Source organism: Pseudomonas aegrilactucae (genome assembly GCF_019168305.1).
In the GTDB taxonomy this organism is placed as follows: Bacteria; Pseudomonadota; Gammaproteobacteria; order Pseudomonadales; family Pseudomonadaceae; genus Aquipseudomonas; species Aquipseudomonas aegrilactucae.
In genome coordinates this window covers 1-24,356 of record NZ_JAHTBI010000039.1, presented here as the reverse complement: position 1 = coordinate 24,356, position 24,356 = coordinate 1, and the positions used below count along the sequence as shown (strand labels likewise).

17 protein-coding genes are annotated in these 24,356 nt (G+C 60.9%); 6 read left to right on the top strand and 11 right to left on the bottom strand.

The features are described from left to right. Positions 1-2: 2 nt before the first annotated feature. From KUO17_RS11700 to KUO17_RS11670, 7 genes are all read right to left on the bottom strand, one after another. Positions 3-2,198 carry a TonB-dependent siderophore receptor gene (locus KUO17_RS11700; protein ID WP_217975721.1) on the bottom strand — a complete coding sequence of 732 codons (2,196 nt, stop codon included), beginning with the start codon at positions 2,196-2,198 and terminating at the stop codon, positions 3-5. A gap of 809 nt (positions 2,199-3,007) precedes the next feature. Next, complete coding sequence (locus KUO17_RS11695) at positions 3,008-3,364, bottom strand: type II toxin-antitoxin system RelE/ParE family toxin (RefSeq protein ID WP_217975720.1); 357 nt, start codon at positions 3,362-3,364, stop codon at positions 3,008-3,010. A gap of 2 nt (positions 3,365-3,366) precedes the next feature. Continuing rightward, positions 3,367-3,657: a type II toxin-antitoxin system ParD family antitoxin gene (locus KUO17_RS11690; protein ID WP_217975719.1), complete on the bottom strand. Its 291-nt coding sequence runs from the start codon at positions 3,655-3,657 to the stop codon at positions 3,367-3,369. Positions 3,658-3,847: 190 nt separating this feature from the next. Next, entirely contained in the window at positions 3,848-5,062 is a 1,215-nt protein-coding gene (locus tag KUO17_RS11685) for a pyridoxal phosphate-dependent aminotransferase (RefSeq protein ID WP_217975718.1), read from the bottom strand. After that, positions 5,059-5,697, bottom strand: a complete 639-nt coding sequence (locus KUO17_RS11680) for an RraA family protein (RefSeq protein ID WP_217975717.1) — start codon at positions 5,695-5,697, stop codon at positions 5,059-5,061. Before KUO17_RS11680 ends, KUO17_RS11685 begins: the two co-directional genes overlap by 4 nt. After that, a complete protein-coding gene (locus tag KUO17_RS11675; RefSeq protein ID WP_217975716.1) occupies positions 5,697-6,359 on the bottom strand; it encodes an RraA family protein in 663 nt (220 codons plus the stop codon). Before KUO17_RS11675 ends, KUO17_RS11680 begins: the two co-directional genes overlap by 1 nt. Continuing rightward, positions 6,359-7,024, bottom strand: coding sequence for an RraA family protein (locus KUO17_RS11670; RefSeq protein ID WP_217975715.1), 666 nt, complete (start codon positions 7,022-7,024; stop codon positions 6,359-6,361). Before KUO17_RS11670 ends, KUO17_RS11675 begins: the two co-directional genes overlap by 1 nt. A 105-nt stretch (positions 7,025-7,129) precedes the next feature. Between KUO17_RS11670 and KUO17_RS11665 the strand changes: the two genes are divergently transcribed. The 3 genes from KUO17_RS11665 (at position 7,130) to KUO17_RS11655 (ending at position 10,623) form a co-directional block, all read left to right on the top strand. Further along, on the top strand, positions 7,130-8,023 hold the full coding sequence (locus tag KUO17_RS11665; RefSeq protein WP_217975714.1) for a LysR family transcriptional regulator: 894 nt from the start codon (positions 7,130-7,132) through the stop codon (positions 8,021-8,023). Between the two features lie 159 nt (positions 8,024-8,182). Next, positions 8,183-9,001, top strand: a complete 819-nt coding sequence (locus tag KUO17_RS11660) for an alpha/beta fold hydrolase (RefSeq protein ID WP_217975713.1) — start codon at positions 8,183-8,185, stop codon at positions 8,999-9,001. A 167-nt stretch (positions 9,002-9,168) separates the two neighbouring features. Continuing rightward, a complete protein-coding gene (locus tag KUO17_RS11655; RefSeq protein ID WP_217975712.1) occupies positions 9,169-10,623 on the top strand; it encodes an alanine/glycine:cation symporter family protein in 1,455 nt (484 codons plus the stop codon). A gap of 365 nt (positions 10,624-10,988) precedes the next feature. Here the strand turns inward: KUO17_RS11655 and KUO17_RS11650 are convergent, their stop codons facing one another. From KUO17_RS11650 to KUO17_RS11635, 4 genes are all read right to left on the bottom strand, one after another. Next, a complete protein-coding gene (locus KUO17_RS11650; RefSeq protein ID WP_217975711.1) occupies positions 10,989-11,303 on the bottom strand; it encodes a cytochrome b in 315 nt (104 codons plus the stop codon). Between the two features lie 691 nt (positions 11,304-11,994). Further along, entirely contained in the window at positions 11,995-13,965 is a 1,971-nt protein-coding gene (locus KUO17_RS11645; RefSeq protein WP_217975710.1) for a dynamin family protein, read from the bottom strand. Next, the gene (locus tag KUO17_RS11640; RefSeq protein WP_217975709.1) at positions 13,962-16,199 is read right to left on the bottom strand and encodes a dynamin family protein; all 2,238 of its coding nucleotides are present in this window, start codon (positions 16,197-16,199) and stop codon (positions 13,962-13,964) included. The genes KUO17_RS11645 and KUO17_RS11640 overlap by 4 nt, the downstream gene beginning before the upstream one ends. Continuing rightward, a complete protein-coding gene (locus KUO17_RS11635) occupies positions 16,196-17,953 on the bottom strand; it encodes a dynamin family protein (RefSeq protein ID WP_217975708.1) in 1,758 nt (585 codons plus the stop codon). Before KUO17_RS11635 ends, KUO17_RS11640 begins: the two co-directional genes overlap by 4 nt. Before the next feature lie 179 nt (positions 17,954-18,132). On the opposite strand from KUO17_RS11635, the gene KUO17_RS11630 reads away from it, so the two are divergent. The 3 genes from KUO17_RS11630 to KUO17_RS11620 are packed head-to-tail and all read left to right on the top strand — an operon-like array spanning position 18,133 to position 24,052. After that, the gene (locus tag KUO17_RS11630) at positions 18,133-19,455 is read left to right on the top strand and encodes a hypothetical protein (protein ID WP_217975707.1); all 1,323 of its coding nucleotides are present in this window, start codon (positions 18,133-18,135) and stop codon (positions 19,453-19,455) included. After that, the gene (locus KUO17_RS11625; RefSeq protein ID WP_217975706.1) at positions 19,452-21,443 is read left to right on the top strand and encodes a phospholipase D-like domain-containing protein; all 1,992 of its coding nucleotides are present in this window, start codon (positions 19,452-19,454) and stop codon (positions 21,441-21,443) included. Before KUO17_RS11630 ends, KUO17_RS11625 begins: the two co-directional genes overlap by 4 nt. Continuing rightward, on the top strand, positions 21,440-24,052 hold the full coding sequence (locus KUO17_RS11620) for a helicase-related protein (RefSeq protein ID WP_217975705.1): 2,613 nt from the start codon (positions 21,440-21,442) through the stop codon (positions 24,050-24,052). The genes KUO17_RS11625 and KUO17_RS11620 overlap by 4 nt, the downstream gene beginning before the upstream one ends. Positions 24,053-24,356 lie beyond the last annotated feature (304 nt).

The following is a 24,356-nucleotide window of genomic DNA, read 5'->3' as shown; positions in this document are numbered from 1 at the left end:
GCTCACCACCGGTAGTTCAGGGAGGCAGTGACGGTGCGATCCTGCCCGATGAAGCAGTACATCTGCGAACTGCAACTGGCCACGTATTGTGTGTTGGCAAGGTTGCTCACATTGAGCGCCACCGTCGAACCTTTCCATTCGCCAAGCAGGCGCCCCAGGTCGTAGTTCAGTGCCATGTCCACCAGCGTGGCGTCAGGCACCTTGAACGTGTTGGAGGGGTCGCCATAGGTTTCACCCAGGTAGCGAACCCCGCCGCCCAGCTGGAGACCGGCGAGCGGGCCACTGTCAATCAGGTAGTCCAGCCACACCGCGGCGCTGTGCTCAGGTGTCTGCACCAGTTGCTTGCCCTGGTAGCGGCTGTCCTTGATCAGCGCATTGTCGAGGTAGGTGTAGCTGGCGATCAGGTGGGTGTTTTCAGCGATTTCGGTTGTGGCCTGAAGGTCCAGGCCACGGGTACGCACCTCGCCCGCCTGGTTGCTGAAGCCAAGGTGGTCGGCGTCACTGGTCTTGACGTTGGTCTGGTTGAGCTGGAAAACCGCTGCACTCAGCAGCGTCTTCGAGTTTTGCGGATGGTACTTGATGCCCAGTTCGGTCTGCCTGGACTCTACGGGAATGAACGTATCACCCTTGTAGTCGCTGCCCAGCAGCGGATCGAAGGAGGTGGAGTAGCTGATATAGGGCGCAAGGCCCCCATCGAACTGATAACTCAGCCCTGCACGGCCGCTCCACTTCTTGTCGTACTGGTGGGTGGTGCGCGATGTTGCGGAATAGCTGTTGGTCTGGTCATCGGTTTTTGACCAGTCGTGCCGCGCGCTGAGTGTCAGGCGCCAGTGGTCGTAGGCAATCTGGTCCTGAAGGTAGATTCCTTCTCGGGTGAGGGCTTGTTTGACGCGCCATGGCGCCGCACGGCTTGCGGTGAAATCGGGGGTAATGTTGGGTCGATAGTGGGAGCCGTAAGGGTCGAACAGCACAGGACCAACGCTGTACAGGTCGTTCTTTACAGTCCCTTTCGAATAGTCGACCCCGACCAGCACGGTATGCGTCGTGGGGCCAAGTTCAATATCGCCGCGCAGGTTGTTGTCCAGGGACAGGGTGTTCACCTTTGCCGATGTCTGCTCATACGTGCCCTTGAGCTGCGGCCTGCCATCCACTGCCTGATACCCGTAGACAATGCCTCGCTGCAGGTCCGAGTCGATGTACATGTAGCGGGCATTGCTGGTGAAGGTCCAGCCGTCGGCAAGCTCATGTTCAAACAGGGAACTCAGCGAATTCTGCCGGCGTGAAGAGCCTTCGAAATTCATGTCGGTGAAGTTCCTGCGACGCTTGATCTGCGGGTAGGGGCTGTTGTTCAACCCCAGTACGGCTGCCGGGAGACTGTTGTAGTTGGGCAGGTCCGGCTCACGGGCATGGGTCGCCATCAGCGTCCATGAGGTGCGCCCGTTCGGCAACCAGGTCAACGAGGGCGCCAGGTACAGCCGCTCGTGGTGCACGTCTTCGACCTGGCCATTGCTGTCCAGCCCGCTTGCGGTAAAACGGTAGAGCAGGGTGTGGTCTTCGTTGACCGGCCCAGTGGTGTCGAAGCCGATATGTTTGCGGTCAAAACTGCCGTATTGGATGTTCAGTTCATGCGAAGCCTCGACTTGAGGTTTGCGGCTGACCTGATTGACGATGCCACCGCCAGTGCCCTGGCCATAGATCGACGCGGAGGGGCCGCGCAGCACTTCCACACGCTCCAGGGTGTAGGGATCGATTTGCGGCAACCAGCTGCCCGCGTTGCTGATGATTCGCAGCCCATCCAGGTAGTAGTCCGCATCCACCCCGCGAATTCGCGTCAGGTCGATGTAGTCGCCAAACCCGCCAAATTTCTCACTCGTAGCACCTGCGGTGTAACGCAACGCCGCACTGGTGCTGGCTGGCTGTTGCAGATCCATCTGCTGGCGGGTCACCACCGAGATCGATTGCGGCGTCTCCAGGATCGGCGTGTCGGTTTTGGTACCCACCCGCGAGGCCTCGGCAACATAACCGTTAACCGCGCCATAGTGCTCCGTTGCAGGGCTATCCCCTGTGACGTTGAGCGCCGGCAGGGTGTAGACGACCTCGGGTTCGTTCGAACTCGCATCGCCTTGCTGGGCACCCGGCTGCGCGTGCTCTGCATGGGCGCCACCCGCGCCGATTGCCAGCACGGTTGTCGCGATCACCGTGTAGCGCTGAACAGTAGCGCGCAGCTTGCACTGTGATGCGCATGAGTTTGAAGCCAGATGGAGGGAGCAGTTCATTGCAGCCTTCGGGTCGGGAGGAAATGAGGGCGCAACTATAGGGTTCGACTGACCGTCGGTCAATATGAATGATTGCTATTCAGTTATCGCTTGTTGGTCGTTTGGATTTTCAATCTGTGGGGTAGAAGGGCCCTCGCGGGCTTTTGAACACCGGCGTGATCATGGGCCAACGGTTGTCGGTGTCACGCCACTGGCCGAGTTCGCCGCCACCGTCGGCGACTGGCTCGACAGCCTGCGCCAGGGCGCCCACGACCTGCTGCTGACAGCCCTCGAGTCGCTGTTGCAGCGCCTGCACCCAATGTAGCGATCCTCTGGAAGTGGATGGATCTCCATGGCCTATGAAAAGCCAGAAATGATCAGCCGAACAGCCTGCCAGGCGACGCCTAAAGACTCTCAGGGTCGCCAAAAAACATTCTGACTAGGCTCTAGGACAGTAGTTTCAGCTTGAAAAAATAGAATGGCGCTGTTCGCCAGAGTGATCAATCCACGTGTCCATCGGAAGTTGAGGCGCAATGCCAGGCGTCTAGATACGCAATCGGCGTTAAAAGTGCGGGGTAAAGTTGAACATCGTGCTTGTGGTCGTGGATCTCGATAGTCCAGTCGGGCCTAGAACCTCGTGCTTCAACTGGCTGTCGAGTCGGCTGGCAGCGTTGGGGGGAGGTTGTGATCTAGAGGGAGCGTCTCACCTTCGTTGTTCCTGGCCAGTCATGTCTGTGTTCCTGGATCGCTGATCAGTCATCAGGCAAGTGCAACTGCACTTCCATGGCGTCATGAAGAAGTCGGACAACCTCGATCAGATCGTCGTTAACCATACGATAGAAGACGATATGGCGTGGGCTTTTGACCGTCCCACGGGGATGCTTGGCCTGCTGGCGTGAATAGGTGAGATGATAGCTGCGAAGGCCCGGTGCAAGCTCATCGCGGTCGTGGCTGCCAATGCGATAAGGCGTGCTGGCAAGCGCTTGCAACGCCGTGAGGATCAGCGCCTGGTAGCGCTGGCGTGCTTGATCGCCGAACTGTGTCTGGTAGCGCCTGAGGATGTCGACTATGTCGGCGCGCGCTGCGTTGGAAATCCGATACTGCGGCATGCTCAGTGTTTATCGCTCGCGAGGGTGGTGGCCTCCAGGCTCAAGTCCTGTAGGTAGTGCTCCAGATTACCTTCGTCCAGCTGAGTAAAGCGCCCGTGTTCAAGATCCATGATGCCGACAGAGGTTGCCTGACGCAGCGCCTCAATTTTGGCAGTGTCTTCGGCAACGCGCTGCTCCAGTAAACGCAAACCTTCTCGCATCACTTCGCTGGCATTCTGATAACGGCCAGACTGCACCAGGTCATGAATAACCTGTTCCTGGTGAGGGGTGAGCACAACGTTTCTAGTTGCCATAATGAGCTCCAGCTTTCGGTAAACAGTTTCTTCCGGCCGTTGGCATATTATGCCATTTTGTTTACGAGCACATTCTTTGGAATTTTAATCTGACGGACTGCGTCATACGGGGCATTCTTTGCGTTGAACCGCGTAAATGCGTGGCCAGCCAGGCAATGACGATAGCCACGCATTATGGGAAGGGAACTGATTAACGTAGCGAGGTGCAGAAGGTCCGGATCGCCTCGCACGCCCGGCGCAATGAAGCGTCATCCAGAGCGTAGGCGATGCGAATGTAAGGGCCAAGACCAAAAGCGCTACCATGCACTACGGCCACATCCGCTTCGTCGAGCAGTGCATGCGCGACATCTTCGTCGGTGTGCAGTACCCGGCCACCCGCTGAGGTACGCCCGATCAATCCGGCACAGGAAGCGAACGCGTAGAACGCCCCGGCTGGACTGACGCATTCAAGACCTGGGGTGTCGTTCAGCAGCGCCACCATCAAATCGCGACGACTCTGGAATGCTACCCGGCTTTCACGGATGAAATCCTTGGGACCTTCCAGCGCGGCGAGTGCGGCCTGTTGCGACACAGCGCTGGCGCCAGAGGTTTGCTGACCTTGCAGCTTTTCCATGGCCTCCAGCAGCCAGCGCGGCCCTGTGGCGAAACCGATTCGCCAGCCGGTCATGGCATAGGCCTTGGACACACCGTTCATGGTCAGGGTGCGAGGTACAAGTCGTGGTTCAACCTGAGCCAGGGTGTAGAACGCTTGATCATCAAAAATCAGATGCTCATAGATGTCATCGGCCAGAATCAGCACGTGAGGGTGAGCCAACAACACCTCAGCCAGGGCGTGCAGTTCTTCCTGGCTGTACACCGCGCCGGTCGGGTTGGATGGCGAATTGAGGATCAACCAGCGGGTCTGCGGTGTGATCGCGGCGGCCAGCGCCGAGGGCGTCAGTTTGAAGCCAGTGTCGGCCTCGCAGGTAACGATTCGGGCTTCACCACCACACAATTGAACCATCTCCGGGTAACTGACCCAGTACGGCGCCGGCACGATGACTTCGTCACCCTCATTGAGGGTCGCGGCCAAGGCGTTGTAGATCACCTGTTTGCCACCGTTGCACACAAGGGTGTCTTGCCAGGCAACGTCCAGACCGTTCTCACGACGGAACTTGGCGGCCACTGCTTCTCGCAGTGAACGTACACCGGCGACCTGGGTGTAGCGGGTGTGGCCGTGTTCAATGGCATGAATGGCCGCTTCACGCACATGCCTGGGCGTATCGAAATCCGGCTCGCCGGCACACAACGAAATAATTTTCGCGCCTTGCGCCCGGCGCTCTGCCACCCGATCCATGATTCGGTAAGTCGCGGACGGCTGCGCATTGGCTAGACGCTGATTCAGACGCTGGATATCGTCGCTCATGCGCGAGTTCTCCACTCAGTCAGGTTCATCAGTTCCAGGGTCGAACGGCCCTCGGTCAACGCCTGCATCATCTGCGCTTCCTTGTCCGCCCGCGCTTCACCTTCTGCCAGGGTCCGTGCGGCATCCGCTTTGGGAATGATGATCACACCATCATCGTCGGCCACCACCCAGTCGCCCTGTGTCACGAAGGCACCATTGAAATTGAACGGCTGCCCCACCGAAGGCGCACTGGCCTTGACTGTGCCTTTGAGCGAAATGCCGCGGGCGAACACCGGGAACTGGCGTCTTTTCAGGGCCGCAATATCGCGTACGCCACCATCGATCACCAGCCCGACCACGCCAGCCGCTTCGGCCGCCACGGTCAGCACTTCGCCCCAATAACCGGCGATGAAGCTGCCCGTGCCCACGACCAGCACGCTGCCACGGGGCACACGTTCCATGGCCAGGTGCAGGGCGAGGTTGTCGCCGGGCGAGCATTCCAGAGGGAAAGCGGGGGCGGAGATAAAGGCGCCGTCCCAGATCGGGCGGATCGCGCTGTCGACCGCGCAAGGCAGATGAGATGCTTCATACAGCGTCGAACTGCCCAGCACTTTTGCCCGTGCGTAAGCATCCCGGGGGAGGGGGAGCATCGTCATCAGACTTTCCTCTGCAGGCTGTGGTAACCCAGTGCGGCCCGGGCTTCTTTAAGGGTTTTGCCCTGAGCGATCAGGGCGCGAATGTCGGCTTCGATCAATTCGATCTGACGGGCACACGCCGCCACTTCAGCGGCACGAGCGCGGGGGACGATCACCGCGCCGTTGGCGTCGGCGACGACGATGTCGCGGGCACATACTCGAGTGGCGCCGATGGACACTGGCTGATTGACCGACTGAACCTGTACGCGGTCTTTGCCGGTGCGCATAAAGCGGCCTTTGCTGAAGATCGGGTAGCCATCGCCCAGTGCTTTGTTTACGTCACGGCAAACACCATCGATGACTGTGGCAGCGATCTGCCGAGTACCGGCGTACTGGGTCATGATGTCGCCCCAGACGGTGCAGTCAGTACGGCCGCCGTTGTCGATGACCACCACGTCGCCGGGCGCGACGTCGTCGATGAAATCGCCCACGGTGCCGGGCGGTACGCTGGCCGTCACGTACTGCACAGTGAAAGCGGGACCGACGATGACTCTGCTGTAGTTGTCCAGTGGCGCCACACCGAGGCATTGGCCGGGCAGGCCGAGTTTGTCCAGCGCATCGGAAACACCCGGGGTGTCCAGGCCTTCAAACAAGGCGACCAGTTCTGTGTCTTCAATGTTCATCAGGCGTGCTCCACGTGGATCGCTTCGAATTGGGTGTCATGCATCACTTCGGCTACCGAGCGACCGCTGCGAACAGCCTCGACCATACCGTCCTGGCGGCGTGCAATACGCTCGCCAAGGTCGAGCACTTTCTCGATATAGGCTGAGGGCACGAACACGGTGCCGCAGGTATCGGCGATGACATAGTCGTTCTCGCTGACGTCGACGTCGGCCACGTTGATGGTGACGGCGGCATCGATCTGAACCACCCGATTGCGGGCACTGATCATGGTCACCCCGCGACCATAAACCGGGTAGCCAATTGACTCGCTGCCGTCGATGTCGCGGCTGAAACCGTCAATTACGGTGCCGCGTACTTTCTTGCTGGCCGCTGCATTGGCGAGGATATCGCCCCAGCAGGAGATGCCTTCGATTCCACCGGCGATCACCAGCACACGATCATCGCTATCGATCTGCTCCACCACGGGGGTAATGAGGTGCACAGTGGGGGCGTTGTCGGCCTTAGGAGCCAGCAGCACGGTGCTGGCGCGGCCGACAATCTTTGGGCAGTTCCACAGGGGGCGCAGCCCAACAGTGGCACCCGGCAGGCCGAGGAAGTCGAGCGCATCGGAGACCGTATTGGTATCCAGCGCCGCCAAGCGATCCAGCAAACTCTTATTGATCATGGGAAAGCCCCAGTGGTGACAGAGGCGCCCAGTGTCAGTGAGATAATTTGATAGGTATATTACTAATCACAGATACATTAAATACGTTAAGCCTATGGGTTAAACATGATCAATTTTCGACTGATTCGTCATCTCTGGTTGTTCCTGGCGGTGGCCGAAGAACAGAATTTCGGGCGCGCGGCCAAGCGTTTGGGTATGTCTCAGCCACCGCTGAGTGAGCAGATTCAGGCGCTGGAGCAGGCGCTCAAGGTCAAGCTGTTCGACCGTTCACGACGCGGTGCGAAGCTGACTCCAGTGGGGGTGGCGATTCTGCCGGCGGTGCGTAAATTCGCCGACCAACTGGAACGTCTGGAACTTGCCGTGGAGGAGGCGGTGGCGGGACAGTCGGGGATGTTGACCATTGGTGCGATTTCCACAGCCATGTTTGATGTCTTGCCGGGGCTGATCGAGCAACTGAAGGGCGACTACCCGCACCTCACTGTCTCAGTGCGGGAGATCGACAGCGTCGAAGCCGTCCCGGCGCTGGAGGCCGGCGACATCGACCTGGCCTTCGCTCGGCTGGACGGTGATCTTGGGGCTTCGATCAACTCACTGCCGCTACTGGAAGATCGCCTGGTGGTGGCACTGCCCAGTGACCACCCCTTGGCTTCGCGTACTCGGATCAGTCTGTCTGGTCTTTCCAATGAACCCCTGGTGATGTTTTCCCGAAAGGTCAGCCCGGTGTATTTCGACAATCTGATCGCGACCTGCCGGGCCAGCGGCTTTTCTCCTCGGGTGCTGCATGAAGTGCGTTCCGTCGCTTCGCAAATTGCCTTTGTCAGCTATGGCCAAGGCATCGCACTGGTGCCGGCATCCTTGAAAAAACTGGCGCCGGACAACGTGGTGTTTCGGGCGCTGAGCCAGAAACTCAATGTCGTGACGACCGCGGTGGCCTGGAATGTAGATCGGCCCAATCCGGTCGTGGAGGATGTCGTGGCTCGGTTCCGGGCCAAGGTGTAAGTTGACCAAGGATTGTGCGCGAGCTTCGGTTGATAGGTTTGACGTATGAAAGACTTCCCGTATTAGGAATTTACAGATAGCTCGATTCCTTTGAAATTACGTGCCTGGCTGCCTGCAACCCAGGCTCGGCCCAACCTTTTCGCTCAAGGAGTCAATAACGTGCCCTCACCCGAAACGTTCACTCACGTGCAACTCCCGGTGACCGTGGATGACGTCCAACTGAACGTGGCTGCCATCCATCGTGCCGGCGTCCTTGCGCCAATCGTGTTCCTGCATGGATTTGGTTCGACCAAGGAGGACTATGCCGACATCGTGCAGCAGCCCGCATTCGCCGGTCATCCTTTCGTTGCTTACGACGCACCGGGTTGTGGTGAAAGCCAGTGCGATGACCTTTCCAGGATTTCCATTCCCTTTCTGCTGCAGGCAGCATTGCGGGTGCTGGAGCATTTCGGCATCGAGCGCTTTCATCTGGTTGGACACTCCATGGGAGGTTTGACCGCATTGATGCTGGCGCATCAGTTTCCGGACCGAGTGCTCAGCTTCGTCGATATTGAGGGCAATATCGCCCCGGAAGACTGCTTTCTCAGCCGGGAGATCGTTGACTATCCGAGCAGCGATGCCGAGGCGTTTTTTGCGGCCTTCATCGAACGTGCCCGGCACGCCCCGGCCTATGCCAGCGCGCTATATTCCGCGAGCTTGCGGCACAAGGTGCGTGCCGGTGCGGTGCGGGGGATTTTTCAGTCGATGGTCGATCTCTCCGATAACGCCGATCTGATGGGCAAGTTCCTCGGGTTGAAATGCCCAAGGATGTTCATGTACGGCGAACAGAACGCTTCATTGTCCTATCTTTCGCATATCCAGGCCGAGGGTGTCCGGCTAGCGCCCATTCCTGATTGCGGGCATTTCCCGATGTATTCCAACCCCATCGCGATGTGGCAACAGATCGCCGATTTCCAGGCGAGCAGCCTTACCGGGTAAGTCCGGTCTTACTGAGGGCTTCCTGATTTTTTCATGGAGGCCCAGTCAGGCCACAACGTTGAACTTCAAGAACAGGTCCAGTCACTTCTGCTGCCTTCGGGCGGCGATGTGTGCAGACGCTTGCGTGCCTGAAATCCGTGTACCTATAACAACAAGAGGTTCGACCCATGCTTGATGTCATTAATGATTTTCTCTCCGGCAAGCTTCTGATCGTGCTCATCGTAGGCCTGGGCGGCTACTTCACGGTGCGCTCGCGCTTTGTGCAGTTTCGCCATTTTTTGCATATGTTCGGCGCTTTCCGCGATAGCGTGCAAAAGAGTGCCGGGCAGATCAGCTCCTTCCAGGCCTTGATGCTTAGCCTGGCGGGGCGCGTAGGTGCGGGCAATATCGCCGGTGTTGGGTTGGCGGTAACGTTGGGCGGGCCGGGCGCGGTGTTCTGGATGTGGGTGACGGCGCTGGTGGGTATGTCCACCAGCTTCTTTGAATGCAGCCTTGGGCAGTTGTACAAACGGTGTGATGCGAACGGGCAGTTTCGTGGCGGGCCGTCGTACTACATCCAGTACGGACTGAAACAACCCTGGCTGGGCAAGGTCATGGCGTTACTGCTATTGGTGACCTTTGGTTTCGCCTTCAACGGACTGCAATCCCATGCCGTGACTCACTCGCTGAATAATGCGTTCGGTTTCTCCACGACCTACTCTGGCATTACGATTGCCATATTGCTTGGCGTGGTGTTCATGGGCGGCATCAAGCGCATCGCCGCGGTCTCGGATCTGCTGGTGCCGGTCAAAACGCTGGCTTACATTGGCGTGACCGTTTATGTGATCGTGCTCCAGTTTGATCATGTTCCCGGAATGCTGATGACCATCTTCAAAAGTGCTTTCGGCCTGGATCAGGCGTTTGCCGGCCTGGTCGGCAGTGCCATTGTCATGGGCGTCAAACGCGGGGTGTTTGCCAACGAGGCGGGTCTGGGGAGTGCTCCCAACGTAGCCGCGGTGGCGAAAGTGGATCACCCGGCGGCTCAAGGGGTGGTTCAAGCCTTCAGTGTTTTTCTCGATACCTTTGTGATCTGTACCTGCACGGCGCTGCTGATTCTGCTGTCAGGATTTTACACGGCTGGTTTTGAAGGCGATGGCCTGGTGCTGACTCAGAACGCGTTGGCGGCAGTGGTCGGAGACTGGGGACGCACCTTCATCAGCGTGGCGTTGGCGCTGTTTGTCTTCACGTCGATCCTCTACAACTACTACCTGGGCGAGAATAACCTGCGCTTTCTGCTGGGCGACAAGCGCGCTGCAGTCATTGTCTATCGTGGTTTGGTACTGCTGCTGATCCTTTGGGGGGCCGTACAAAATCTGGGCACCGTGTTCGCTTTTGCCGATATCACCATGACGCTGCTGGCCTTCGTGAATCTGATCGCCCTGGCGCTGTTGTTCAATGTCGGCATGCGCTTGCTGCGCGACTATGACCAGCAACGCAAAGCCGGCATCAAAACGCCTGTCTTCGATTCAAGTCAGTTCAAGGATCTTGATCTTGATTTGCAGGCATGGCCGAACCGGGAGCACGCGGCCAGCGTCCTCGCCGAAACGGTCACTCAAGTTGCACCTGCATCTGCTACCCAGTGATGCAAAAAAGGCCCATGGATCTCATGGGCCCTTTTCAACTACCTGCTGTAATCGTCAGTGCTTCAAACGCTCGCAGCGTGTGACTTTGCGCAACCCTTCAAACCGGTGCGCTCTTCGATCTCACCGGAACCGCTGATGTACCCATAGCGCGAAAGATTCGGCATCAGCATCGCGGCGATACCTGCTCATACAAACGAATCCTTGATCTTGAGTGTGTGATCTCGAAGCGCGACGCGATCCCCTTCCTTTGGTAGATGCAGACAGCACTTGCTCCGAGTGGTGTGCCAGCCCTGAGAAGGTTGTGGCACTTTACAAAGGATGATGAGGCATGAGGCCATCACGCTACTGGAGGCCTATTCGGATGATCAACTACGAGCTTTTGAGCCAGGGAGCATGCTCGTGAGCACACCATCTTTATCGATCCAGTGATGCTTGAGCGCCATGGCGATGTGGCCAAGAACCAAGACCACCGAGCTCCAAGCGAAGGTGACATGTACCCATTTGGCGATATCGTAGGCATCTGGCTGAGGTGCAGTGAGAGGGGGGAGTTGGAAAAAGCTCAGTACCATGATCGGCTTGTCCGCGACCGAGCTCCAGACCCACCCCGAGATAGGCAATGCCGTAAGGGCGAGAGCGTAAAGCAGCAGATGGCCAGCTGCTGTTCTGGATGACTTGGCCAAAGACTATGAGCACAATGGCAGGCGGGAGGACACAGCGGCAGACTTGAGGAAAGAGGGCCTCTGATTCTTAAGTCCGCATCGGTCTATGTACCATGTGGCTGGCACCCGGGTTCGGAGGGTACAGCTGCACTGGTTGGGCTCAGCCGGGCCGGCTGGTCTACCAGCTGGCCTTCTCGGTAGCATCGAAGATGAACTCGATAAAGAACATTTTGACAGGCCTCTAGGGCGGAATTTCTGGTCTAAAGAAGCGGAAATATACCCCCAGAAATACCCGCGACACCCCCAGCAGGATGCGCGATCGCGAAGGGCGATTACTGACATGGATCTGGGTGGCAGTGGCTGATATTCAGTGCTCCTCCTTATCTTGATGAGTAATCCATATCTGACGATGCCATCACGCTCACGGGTACACCTGCTCATGTTGAAGCAGTACTCCCGAACAGGACACAGGGTAAGGCCTGAACTTAAATAAAGAGAGGCGCTACTCCAGTGTTTGCTTTGCCTTGGCCACGTGATTTTCCTTCATATGGCAAGCGGTGCTGCCACGCTGCGCAACACGCTGATATCGCTGGAGCAACGTTTGAGTGATCTTCATCACATACATTGCCTGACCAGGTTTGCTCTCTACGGTTTTTACTTTGACGAGCTGTGTGATCAGAAAGGTGTTGGGGCAGTTTTCGCCGAACCAGCTTCACACCTCTGATTCAGATGCTTCCACAGTTAGCCGAACCGCATCGCTGAACGCCCCATACAGCTGTCGTGATTCCTCAAGGCAGCGCTCCAGCGGAGCGGTGTCGAGTTTGCTGTCGAGCTTGTCGATGGGGTCGAGCATGCGCTTGTAGGCCTTTTCGCCGGCGATTTCCAGGCTGTCGAGCCGCAGGCCGTTGATGGCGGTTTTCTGCGCGCGAATGGTGTCGATATCGGCCTGGATAGCCTCGTCGTACATCGAGAACACCTCCCGCAGCCGGCCCTCCAGGTGACTGCGCGCGTCGCCGCGCTGGTTGATCCCGCTGAAATACTCCAGCAGCGGAACCCCTTGATACATCACCTCCTCACGCAGGGTGGAGCTGTACGCGCTGATCCCTTCCACCGCAATGCCCACGTCTTCCAGAACCTCGCGGACCTCCTCCATGACCTCCTCGATGTGGTCCATGGCCTTCAGGTCGGCCTTGGTCAGCACCACGTAAACCGGGCGCTGCTCGACACCGATCTCCTGGATGAAATCCAGGTCCGAGTCCGGCACCGTGCCGTTGACGTCCAGGCCGATCAACCAGACGATCGCGTCGGCCTGCCGGGCGAACTGGATGGCGGTGCGCTTGTCGCCATGACTGTGCTCAGCGGCTGTCAGCGGCGGGTTATAGCCAGGGGTGTCGATGAGGCAAATGTGACTGAAATGCTCGGGGTGCATCCGCACACCCACGCACATGAAGGGCATCAGGCTCTTCAGGTCGAAGCTGAAGGAGTTGATGAAGGCATGGGAGATGCTTTTGTAGAACTCCACCTCCAGCGGGATATGCCCGCCGTTCGCCGAATAGCCGCGGATCATCGGCGCTGGTGTCGCCAGCACGTAGCTGGGTATGGCGGTCACCGGCTGCATGCCGACCGGCAGGCACACCTCGGGGTCCTGGATGAAGCTGTTGATGAACTCCGACTTGCCGCTGCTGAAACCGCCGACGATCCCGACGATGGTTCGCTGGTGAACTTCCGGGAAGCCGACGAGCAAGGCCAGTTCCTGCTGGATCGACTGCAGCATCGTGACGGCCTTTGCTTCTGTCGCCAGGGATGATTCGCCGTCCGCGAACGCCATGTATTCGTTGCTCAGCAGCTCCTTGAAGCGCACCAGCCCGGCGTTGTCCCGAGGCCGAGCGGCAAGCAGCCTGGAGATGAGCTGAAAGCGTGTCCAGGTGTCGCCATGGCGTTGATGCAGTGCGTTGAATTCGTCGGCCAGCTGAGCGCGCTTCTGTTGTTCGTCCTCGAGGGTCCGTTGCAGGGCGTCATGTGCTTCCAGGCGGTGTTGCAGGTCCTGGCGGATGTTTTCCAGCGACTGCCGTATGTCCTCAAGCGCCAGTCGGGTGTTGTCGAGCTCGGCGGCGGTAGCGGCCTGTCTTGCGCTCAGGCACTCGTGCTCGGTGCTCAGTGCATCGAGCCGTTCCAGGGCGTCGTGGTGTTCCTGGCTCAGCAGCTCGTGCCGTCTGGTCGCCGCGTAGAGCGCCTCGGCGCCGGTCCGCAGTTCACTCCTGGTCTGCTCGAGAATCAGCTCCACGGCCTGGCGCGCCTGTTCGAGGCTGTTGAACTCCTGGATCAGCTGTGCATGCCGCGCCGACAAAGTGTCGAAACGCAGCTTCGCTGTCTGTTGCGCCTGGACATGCCGGGTATTGGCCTCCTTCAAGGAGCGTTGTGTTTCGTGCAGGGCCTGTCGAGTGTCGTCCAGTTCGGCGCGAGTGCTGGCCTGGCGTTCGGTCAGTTGCGCGTGGTCGGCCTTTAGCGACGCCAGGCGCCCGACCGTGTCCTGATACTCCCGGCTCAGGACATCGTGCCGATCATCCGCCACCTGCAGGGACTCGACCACGGTGTTATGCAATTGCTTGCGATGGCGGATGAACCACTGGCCCAGCTTGTCCAGCTGGGCCATCAGCGCCGGCGAAAAGAGTTCGGTCTTCATGCCGCTTCCAGCTCCCGAGCCATGCGTTGCAGACGGTCCAGGGTCATGAGGGCGTTGTCGACCTGTTGTTCCAACTGCTCCATGCGTTCGCGCATGTCCTGGAAGAAGGCGCTGCTGAAGGACGTCGGGAGCCGGTCGGGCACATCATCCGTGAACTCGCGTATTTGCGTCCGGGCCTGTGCCTTGAGTGTCTCCAGCAGAGCCTTTGCCTCATCCAGGAATGCCCGCGCTTCGTTGTCCTTCAGGAAGCTTCCGGTGCCCTTGAGCTTGTTCAACTGCCGGGTGTCGAGCTCGAAAGCGGGCAATTTCAGCGCCGCAGCCAGGGACTCGGTGGTACGGATGACCAGTGCCGGGTCGAGCTCGTCGCCCAGATGACGCCTTGCGACTGCAGTAGAGGCCTTGATCAGTTCCTGCCGGAACTGTTTAGCGAGCGCTTTGCTCGTACCCTTCAGGCTCCCGCCCAGGCCCTTGGCAAACTCCTCCAGATCCTCGCGGACCTGGAGCCAGAACAGCTTGAACTCGGTGTACTGGTGGGTTTCGGTACCGCCGCCCCACGCCCAGTTGGCGAGTTTTGCCGCGATGCTGTCGCGCACCCTGGTGACGTGTTTGGTCTCTTCCTTCGCCGAATTTCCGACATCCTTGAGCGTCGAGCGATAGGCGGTGTCGAGCTCCTTGGTGAGATCCCGCTTCAGGTTCTGGCAAAACTCCGCTGCGCAGTCGGCCAGGACGGTATCCAGCTCATGGACGCCCACCACCATCAAGCTGTCCAGCTTTCGCCGCTGGGCCTTGAGGCTCTCGATGTCGGCGCTGCGCACTTCCTGGTACTTGGCCTGGGTGAAACCGAGCAGGTCGGCGCGGAAGGCTTCCAAGGCGGAGGCTTTGGCGCGGACGAGCTCCTCGCGACGGTCCTCGATGATCCGCGCTTTCTGCTGGCGGACTTCCTCCAGCACCGCGCGCAACGCCTCGGTGTTGCCAAGCAGGTCGAGATTGCCCCGGCAGCGCTCGGCATGCTCGGGGGTGAAAAAATCGGGGTAGTGGGTCCGCAGGTTGTCCCAGGCCTTGCACTCGCCGCTGTCCCAGCCGTCCTGCTGCTCGAAGCGTACCGACAGGCTGCGGCAAATGCCCGAGGTATACAGGACCCTGCCGGCGCCTCGCTCGATCAGACTATCGAAGGTCGCACCGATCTCCGGGTGCTGGACCTTCAAGCGTTGCAGGGTATCGACCATATGCGTGCCGAGGGTCCGGGTGATCTTGTCCAGGGCGCCCTGCAAGGTTGGCTGGCGGGTGTCGCTGCCATACAGCTGGTTGTCGACCTGGCTGGCGATCAGGACCAGCTCCTGCACGCCTTCCTTCTGGGTGATCCGGCTCATCATCTCGATGTCCTGCTCGCTGAGGAACTGGCCGGCAGGGCTGACGATGAACACCACGTCGCAGTGCTTGAGCAGGGCGGTGGTGCGCTCCTCGCGGGACTGGACCGGGTCGTTCAGGCCCGGCGTGTCGATGATGCGCAGGTTCCGCAGCGAGTCCAGAGGCAGGAAGATGTCCACGCTCTTGGTCAGTGGCATGTACTCGCCATCGGCGCTCACATAATCGAGCAACTGTCTGGCCAGCGCCTGGGCGTCGGCGGCATGCAGGCGGGCTTCGCTGTCGAGAGCCGCGAGGTCGATTTTCAGACCGCGAATGCGCTGCCACTGATCATGGGCCGCGACCAGGGCATGTTCGCCCTGGAGGGCACGTTGCGCGGTTTTCTCGACATCGGCGTTGAACTGCTCGTCATCGACGCTGCGTCCGCTGCGCAGGCGACGCTGCCTCAGGGTTTCGAAGGCCTGGGCCTTCTCCTCGCGCAGGCGCTGTTCGTAGCGCAAGGAGCTTTGCTCGATGTTTTCCCGGTCGGCGGCAGTGTAGAACTGGACCTGCGCGCCGAAGGCATCACCGTAGGTCAGCGTGGTCAGCGCTGCGGTCATCGGTGTCGCTGCCTTGGGCAGGATCGAGTATCCGTCGAAGATCAGCGCATTGAGCAGCGAGGACTTGCCGGCCTTGACCCTCCCCACGACACCGATCTGCAGCAGGCGATCGTCCTCGGCCAATTGGTCGAAGGCCTTCTCCAGGGCTTCGGGGCGGTCGATGGCATGCTTTTGCAGCCACTGGGCGATGTCCTTTTCCAGTTCCGGGTTGTATTTCTCCATCCACTCATGGAGGCGCTGGCTCAGGTCCAGGAGGTGCTGTGCGTTCATTGGCGCGGCTCGTAGAGAGCTTGCTTGGCGAGTTGCTGCAGTTGCTCACGGGCGCTGCTCAACAGGGCGATCTGATGCCCGGCAGCTTCTGCATCCTGGTTGCGGGTGGTGACCAGCTCGTCGATGAGCTTCTGCTTTTCACCGATCTCGTGGCCGAACTCCGCGCCGACCTGGGTCACCAGCACGTCCATCTGCTCGGCGAGCAGTGCCGGCAGCCGGTCCCGCAGCTCGCGCTTGACCGATGGGATGATCTCGTTAGTCACTTTCTGGCGCAGTTGGTCGCGCTGACGTCCTTCGTTGAAGAACGACAGAATCTGCGGAAGGAAGATGATGGCCAGCTCGATCAGCGGATTGACCACCGAGGTGGTGACCGCCAGTACGGTGGCCAGGCCCTGGTAGCTCACCCTGGGCAGCGGGTTGCCTTCCTTCCAGCCGGTTTCCTGCTTTAGCCTTTCCAGTTCGTTGCCATTGCGCGCCGCCAGGGACTTGCTCCAGTGCCCCAGCGTCTCCCCAGTCTTTTGCAGGGACCGGTTGATCCTGCCGGTGAGCTGCTCCAGCCAGTTGGGGTCATTGCTGAACTGGCCCATGCTCTTGCCCAGGTCGCCCACGGTTTGCGCAAAGTCGCTGACCACGGTGCGGCTAAGCAGGTCCATCTGTTCCTTGATGGTGCGGGTCATCGAGCCCCGCACAACTTCGGAGACGATCCGCGAAAACGCCTCCTGATTCCCGGCCAGGCCGGCGTTGACCAGTTCCGACTGGGCGTTGTCGAGCTCACGGCCGACCACATCGAGGCAATTGTCGACGGCCTGGTCCAGCTGGCGGTCGCGCAAGTCTTCCAGAATGCCGTCGCGCTTGCGTTCGATCTGGCGGACTGCATGGGTCAATTCGCTCAGGGCATGTTCGTTTTCGGCCTGGTTCTTCTTCAGTGCGGTCAATGCCAGGTTGATCTGGTTCAGCAGCCCGTGGGTCAGGTCCTTGAGGCGGTCTTCGAAGACCTGGCGGACGATTTCCTCGGGTTGCAGGCCGGCCAGCACTTCGCCCAGGCGCTTGTCGCCGTCGAGGCCGATGCGTAGCAGGGGGCGGGTGTCGGCGAAGTTGAGGCTGATCTGCTCGTCGATCAGCTCGGCGACGTCCTGCACCTCATCGTCGGCGCGCAGGTTGACCTTGTTCAGCAGGAAGGTGAAATCCCGGCCATAGGTCTGCAGGTCGTCCAGTTGCCGCAGCATCGACTGGGTGATGTTGCCGTCCTCGACGCTGGTTACCACGATAAAATGCACGCCACGCGGCAGGTAATAGGCGATCGCCTTGTTGTGGTTGCCCAGGGAGGACCCGAAGCCCGGCATGTCTACCAATACCAGCGAGGGCAGGGCTTTGAGGCGCGGGTTGTCGAGGTACAACTGAAGGTGGGTGAATTCGCCGGCCCGGGCCTTGATCGTGGCAAGGTCTTCGACGGCCAGGCGTTCGCTGGTGCCATTGGCGCGGACCGCCAGCAGATGAGGGGCGCTGGAGTAGCGCAGTTCGGTGGCCAGTTCGGTCTCCGGCGCCAGGCCCACGCCCAGCGCGTTCTCCCCGAGAAACGCATTGAGCAGGCTGCTTTTGCCCGCGCTGTAGGCGCCGATGACGGGCACCAGCAGTTCGGTGTGCTGGATATCGCCCTGCAGCGTCGTCACCTCGTCGACACTGATGGAGGTTTCGGCCATCAGTGGCGGGATGGATTTCAGGTAGGCGAGGTAGGTGCGCTGGGTGTTCAACATGTTCGACACGAATCCTTGCGTATATCAAATACGTTCATGGGCGTAGGGGACCGCAGCGGCTGCAGCCGGTCATGACGTGGGCTTCCCTGCGATCTGATTGCGATTGCGGCATTTTGCTATCGTTAGCAGCCTTGTGCCAGTACGAATACCGATTTTTCACGGATGAAGAGGATAGCGTCATGACCATGACCATGACCATGACCATGACCATGACCATGACCTGGGGGCTGTGTGGCCCGGATCACGCGGGTAGCGAGCGACGCACCCGCACACTCGATATCGGCGCGGCGGTGCGCGAGTACAACGAGCGGGCCGTGCCTGGCATGGGCGCTGTCTGGTACGCCAAGCAATTGCTGCTGGCGACCCTGGGTGTTGCTCTGGCCCAGGCCTTGCGCCGGCACGGAATGACGCACTCGAATATCGCCGTGGCCAATGCCGTCGAAGCCTTGGGCTGCTATTTCGCGCTTACCCACGACAACGGCCAGGGTGATAGCCGGGTGCGCGGTTCGGAGAAATTGCGCGGCAAGGCCGGCTTTGACTTCAAGACCCTGTGCAAGCCCGGCTTCTATGTCAGCCAGCCGATGCGCATGGGCTCCGGCCAGGCCTTGCTGGCCCTTGGGCTGGTGCGTGCCCAGGGCGAACGCTTCAATGCCTTTGCCTGTACGGACTTCGGCCGTGAGTTCATCAATGCCTGCTGCGAGGATGACGGCGCGCTGCTGGAGGCCCTGGTGCAGTGGGCGCTGAAAGGCCGCGCCGTGGGCGACCTGAAACCCGGCGTTCGGCAGCTGCTTTCACCGCTGCACGGGTTGCCCGCAGCCGCTCGTGCGTTGATTTCACGGCGTATCGACAGCGGCGCAGGCGGGGGGGAGCGCCGCGTCGCCATCCGTCGCTGGCTGGCCGCCCGTCACGCCGAGCCGGCGGGGGCGTTCGGCTGGCGCCTGCGACCTGATGCCATCGACCCCGAGCATTGGAACGACCTGCACTACGGCGCGTTGTTCTTCCAGGTCCAGGATGCGGCCTACGATGTGCTCAACGCGCTGGAGCAGCATCTGGCGGTACTGAGCACCCTGCGCTTCAGATTGGGCAGTGCTCTGCCCGAGCGTATCGCCACGCGCCTCGATCACCTGCGGCAACTGGCCCGCCTGTTCCTTGACAATCCGCTGGCGCAACGGACAAACACCGTGGCCGAGGTATTCTGCCGCGAATGCGCGGACTCCGACGATGCGAGCCTGCTGACCCAACTGGTCCGCCGTGACGACCGGGTGTTGCGTCTGCGCGACCGGGAGGTCGTGCCCGGCGCTGCGTTCCTGCACCAGGGCGCGCCAATCGATGGCGATCCGGTGATCGACGAGGTTACCGAGGCGCCAGCTCATGCAGTGCTGCCCGCCTGGATCTCCCTCCGTGTTGAGCGTCTGCGGCGTCTGGACCTGGATCTCCAGGGCATGGCGCAGGCCAGCACTTCAGCGAACCCGAGCGCAGCCATCGAAGAGGTGAATCCATGAGCCAGGTGCCTGCTTCTCTCGTTCGGCACTTCGAGGCGCCGGAGGGTTTCACCGGTCAGTTCGGCTGGCTGTGCGGCTTTTCCGCGGACGAGGGTTTCCTCAACGAGGCCCTTGAACGCTTCACCTACCAGCAGGCCAATCAGCGTGCCTACGCCGGGCAGACGCTTCTGGCGCTGATGCTGGACCCACGTGCGGTCCAAATCGACCCCATCGGGGTGCCGGGCCTGCTGCACCTGCCGTGGGCCAACGGCGAGCTGCCATTCAACCTGATGCATGCCAAGGTGGCGCTGCTGGCGTTTCGCAGCACGGACACCAGCGGTGCCTGGTGCCTGCGCCTGCTGGTGTCCACCGGTAACTGGACGCGGCAGACCCTGGAACAGAGTCTCGACCTGGTCTGGTGTCTAGATTTGCACAGCGATGATCTGTCGTCGCCGTCCGACGCCACTCGGCAGGTGTGCGTGGACATCAGCAGCGCCTGGGGGCTGCTGGACTGGCTTCGTGCCCGTTACGACGGGCGTGCGCTGCAGGTCAATCCGCTGACGAGCGCCGCCGTGGAGCAACTGGACAAGTGTCTGCTCAAGCAGGTCAAGCCCTGTGCAGCCGACTTGCCCCCGCGCTTCTTCGATAACCGCAAGGCTTCCCTGCTCGACCAGTTGCCGGCCAAGGTGCTACATACCTCGGGTCGTGGCAGCGCGCGGAACTACCTGGCCATGGGCTCGGGTTTTTATGAATCGTCCCTGGCCGACGAGCAGTCATCGGTCCCGCTGAGCATCGTCCGGCGCCTGCGCGGTGAAGAGGGCGAGCCCCGTCTGTTGACGGCGAGCAGCTGCGTGGACCTGTTCGTCAACGAGGCGAGCTGTCAGGGCATCGCTAATTCCGTCCCACTATTGACGGCGGCAGGCATCAGCGTAAAACCTGCGGTCCAGCCGGCCTGGTTTGCTGAGCAGCCCCAGCGCACCTTGCACGCCAAGTTCATCTTCAGCGCCAGCGAGGTCGGCCACTCGGGAAAAACCGCCAGCCCCTGGCTTTACCTGGGCTCGGGCAACCTGACCCGACAGGGCTTCACCCTGCAGATGGGGCGCTTGAAAGGCAACCTGGAGGCCGGTGTGGTCTTCGCCCCTGAATCGATGAACTGGTATCCGGCAAAGCCGGGCGTCGCCGACCCGCAAGCGATCGGCTATCGACTGCCGATCCAGTGGGATCAGGAGTGTGCCCCCGAGAACCTGCGCCAGGGCCAGGACCTCGAAGTGGGCGACGAGGTATTCGCAGCGGCCCCTGTGGCCTATCTGGTTTGGCGGGATGCAGAGACGCCGGAGCACGGCTGGTTGAGCGCCGACGCGCTTGCGCAGCCGGCTTGCTCGCTGCTGGACACGTCGGAGCAGGCGTGTGCCTGGGTCGAGGGGCAGGGCTTCGCCTGGTCCGGGCCGCGACCGCGGCAGGTGCGGGTCGCATGGCAGGACGCCGGGGCGACTCGTACTGCCGTGGTGCCGGTGTTCGACGGATTCGGCCGTTTGGCCGCCACCGGCTTGCTGGACATCAGCCTGGAGGATGCTTGGCTGCAGCTCGACGGATTCCCACACACCCCCGGCGAAGACGAATTGCCCAATGCGTTCGATCCCTCCCAGGACCCGCCTGAGCGGCAGGGCAGCCGAGCATCTGCGGGGGAGGCAGCGCGCTACCCGATCCGGCAGATGATGGAACTGATCGAAAGCATCGCCGCAAAACAGACCGCCCTGGAGCCTCAGGACTGGCCGCTGTGGTGTGCCCGCCTGGAGCAGTCCCTCAGCCAGGCTGCCGGCTGCGAGCTGTTGCAGCAGTTCATGGCACTTGAGCTCAATCCTCTTCACGCGCTGCGTCAACCGGCATTCAGGCCAGGTTTCGCGGAAACGGCGGATGGCCCGGAAGGCCAGCGCTACGAGACGGCACTAAGCACCATCGAAGCTCATTGGAAGCTCGGCAGTGCATTTCCCCTGGGAGTTGAGATATGACACGGACGGATTTCAGTTGGACGAAGGTTTCGGCGGCCCTGCGCAGGCGGGTGGCGGAGCAGGAGCAGCTGGCGGGCGAAAAGGGTGAGGCGGCTGCGCACCTGAACAAGGGCCAGCGCGCCAGCGTGCTGGCGCTGGCCGAGCGCATCGGCGAACACGGCGTCGTGCTGGCTGACGAAGTGGGCATGGGCAAGACCCGTATCGCCGTCGAGCTGATTGGCGCGGTCAACGAGACCGGAGGCCGCGCTGCGATCGTCGCGCCGCCGGGGCTGGGCTATCAGTGGCAGGACGAGTTGAAACGCGGCGGTGTCGCCGTGCCCGATATGCTTCGCGGGCTGCTGGGTTATTTCGAAGCCTGGGGGGCCGCCGAGGTCAGCGAGCAGACCCCGTGGTTCGAGGTGCCGACGGTGCTGCTGTCCCATGCCTTCGCCAATTGGCGCCTGGGGGAGGGCACCCGGCGCTGGCGCAGGGAGCTGGTCCCCGAGGTTTTTGCGCAGTGGCGCAAGGCAACCGCAGCCCGGTATCCGAATGGTTATCTGCACTCGGGCGAATACGATGAGTGGATCACCAGTGCCGCAGTCAGTATCGTCAATGCGCTCCGGGAAAATCCCCGGCAACCCGCCAGCATCTGGTTGAGCGACGTCACTGCACAGCACCCTTGGCCTCATCCGGACGTCTATACCGACTACGGCAACGGCAGCCTCTATCGAAGCTGGCTAGAGCAGACCGTCGGGATTGGCCTGGGTGCGTTCGACCTGGTAGTGATCGACGAAGCCCATAAAGGTCGCGGCAGCGACGGCGGCCTCAGCCGCTTGCTCGGCATGCTCTCCAGTGCGGAGCAATGCCGACGCCTGTGCCTGACTGCGACCCCCGTGGAATTGAACGTCCAGCAGTGGCGGCAGACCTTCCAGCGGCTGGGGCTGGACGAAAGCGTGTGCGACCGGCTTCAGCCGGTGATCGACGACTTTGACCAGGCCATCCGTCACCTGCGCATCCACTGGCGCTCAAGCGACACCGCGCGGCATCGTTATGAGGCGGCGGCCAGCGCCTTCCAGACCATGCTCTGCCCCTATCTACTGCGCCGGGACAAGCGCGAAGACGCCGACGTCCTGCGCTTCACCGAGCGCACCCGTGGGGAGAGCCATCGCAATACCCGCGAGCCGGTCAGCGTGGATGTTCAGCGCCTGGCGCTACCCTGGCGTCAGGCCGTGTGCGCGACCGAGGCGCTCTCGGTTGCGTCGCGGCTGGAGGAAAACGCCACGGCCAAGCGCCTGCGCCTGACCCTGGCCAACGGTCACGGGATCGCCGACCTGCTCGGGCAGATCAACGAACCCGTGGAACCGTCCGCATCGACGCCGGACGAACCACTCAATCCGCTCGATGAAAAGCGCCAGCAGCGCGTGCAATGGTGGTTGAAGAGCGCTGCACAGGCGTTCCAGCGACCTCATCACCTGTTCGAGCATCCGGCGATCCTGGCCACGATCAGCGCTATCGAAGCGGTGCATGAGCGCAAGGAGAAGGTCCTGGTGTTCGGTCGCTTCACCGCGCCCATGCGCGCCCTGGTGCGCCTGCTCAACGCCCGGGAAATGCTGCGCAGACTGGACACCGGTGTGTACTGGCCGCAGAGCGTTATCCGCGCCGATGCCACGGATGATCATTGCGAGTGGGCCGCGGTACAGGTTGCCCATTGCCAGTTGCAGCCCCCTCTGGACCTTGCTGCGATCCCCGACCTGCTGGCCCGCCAGTACAACAGCCAGGGCGCGCGCCGCGAGCAATTGCGCCGACGCCTGCTGGAGTGGCTGGATGCGGGGCTGGGCGAACACGAGCAAGTGCCCCGGGCCATGTTCGGATGCCTCAGGGACGCCGAGCTCAACAAGGACCTGGCTGATACAGCCGAGAAGCATCCCGTGGCGCTGTTCACCCGGGCGATCCTCGACCTGACCGGCGATCTGGCCGGATCACCGACCCCCGAGCAAGTCTGCGCGGCCTTCCGCCAGTTGCTGGAGGCTGCCAGCGACCGGTATGCGGACGACAGCGACATCGCCCAGGACGAAGTGGCCTTGCAATGGGAGCCGCTCCTGGCCCGCCTGCAGGATGAATATGCCCACCAAGAGGGTGGCTTCGCCCGCTTGATGTATGGCGGCACCGAGCAGTCCACCCGCCGCCTGTTGCAGATGGCCTTCAATCGCCCCGACAGCTTCCCCCGGGTGCTGGTGGCCCAGTCGGCCGTCGGTCGCGAAGGTCTCAACCTGCACCTGGCCTGCCGCACCGTGATTCTCATGCACCCGGAATGGAACCCCGGCGTGGTCGAGCAGCAGATCGGCCGGGTCGATCGGGTGGGCAGTCACTGGAGTCGCCAACTGGACGAAGCGTTGGAGCGGGATATTTCAGCGGCGGAGCTACCACGCATTGATGTGCATCCGGTGATCTTCCGAGGGACCTACGATGAACATAACTGGCAGGTTTTATTGGACCGTTGGGATGACCTGCGTGCTCAGTTACATGGCGAGGTGATCCCTGCACGAGAGGCTGAGGGAGACTTGGAGTATGAGAAAGTGTTGGCGAATTTGCAGGCTAGCGCGCCTTGCTTTTCTCCGTTACGGCGATAAATACAGACTGTCATCGCGACGATGTGATGGTCAGGATATTGCCCAGATGCTTGTCAGTTTGCGGGCCGCCTCTACACGACAATAATGACGGTTGGGGGCATCCTTTTCAAACCATCCAAAGCATGCCCTCAAATTTGCCCCAAATGTAGCAATTAGCTGGAAGTAAATGGCTATTTGAGGCTAGAAAAAGGCAGAAATGATCAGCTAACAAGCACGTGTGAAGCCCCTAAAGACTTTCAGAGTCGCCAAAAAACAATTTTGACTGAGCTCCCCCGGTGTCAGGACTAGTTGTCGCCTTCGCCCA

Coding starts and splice junctions, on each gene's coding strand:
- KUO17_RS11690 (WP_217975719.1), bottom strand. CDS start 3,657: ATGGCAACTAGAAACGTTGTGCTCACCCCTCACCAGGAACAGGTTATT.
- KUO17_RS11630 (WP_217975707.1), top strand. CDS start 18,133: ATGACCATGACCATGACCATGACCATGACCATGACCATGACCTGGGGG.
- KUO17_RS11645 (WP_217975710.1), bottom strand. CDS start 13,965: ATGAAGACCGAACTCTTTTCGCCGGCGCTGATGGCCCAGCTGGACAAG.
- KUO17_RS11625 (WP_217975706.1), top strand. CDS start 19,452: ATGAGCCAGGTGCCTGCTTCTCTCGTTCGGCACTTCGAGGCGCCGGAG.
- KUO17_RS11675 (WP_217975716.1), bottom strand. CDS start 6,359: ATGAACATTGAAGACACAGAACTGGTCGCCTTGTTTGAAGGCCTGGAC.
- KUO17_RS11640 (WP_217975709.1), bottom strand. CDS start 16,199: ATGAACGCACAGCACCTCCTGGACCTGAGCCAGCGCCTCCATGAGTGG.
- KUO17_RS11695 (WP_217975720.1), bottom strand. CDS start 3,364: ATGCCGCAGTATCGGATTTCCAACGCAGCGCGCGCCGACATAGTCGAC.
- KUO17_RS11620 (WP_217975705.1), top strand. CDS start 21,440: ATGACACGGACGGATTTCAGTTGGACGAAGGTTTCGGCGGCCCTGCGC.
- KUO17_RS11680 (WP_217975717.1), bottom strand. CDS start 5,697: ATGACGATGCTCCCCCTCCCCCGGGATGCTTACGCACGGGCAAAAGTG.
- KUO17_RS11665 (WP_217975714.1), top strand. CDS start 7,130: ATGATCAATTTTCGACTGATTCGTCATCTCTGGTTGTTCCTGGCGGTG.
- KUO17_RS11635 (WP_217975708.1), bottom strand. CDS start 17,953: ATGTTGAACACCCAGCGCACCTACCTCGCCTACCTGAAATCCATCCCG.
- KUO17_RS11655 (WP_217975712.1), top strand. CDS start 9,169: ATGCTTGATGTCATTAATGATTTTCTCTCCGGCAAGCTTCTGATCGTG.
- KUO17_RS11670 (WP_217975715.1), bottom strand. CDS start 7,024: ATGATCAATAAGAGTTTGCTGGATCGCTTGGCGGCGCTGGATACCAAT.
- KUO17_RS11685 (WP_217975718.1), bottom strand. CDS start 5,062: ATGAGCGACGATATCCAGCGTCTGAATCAGCGTCTAGCCAATGCGCAG.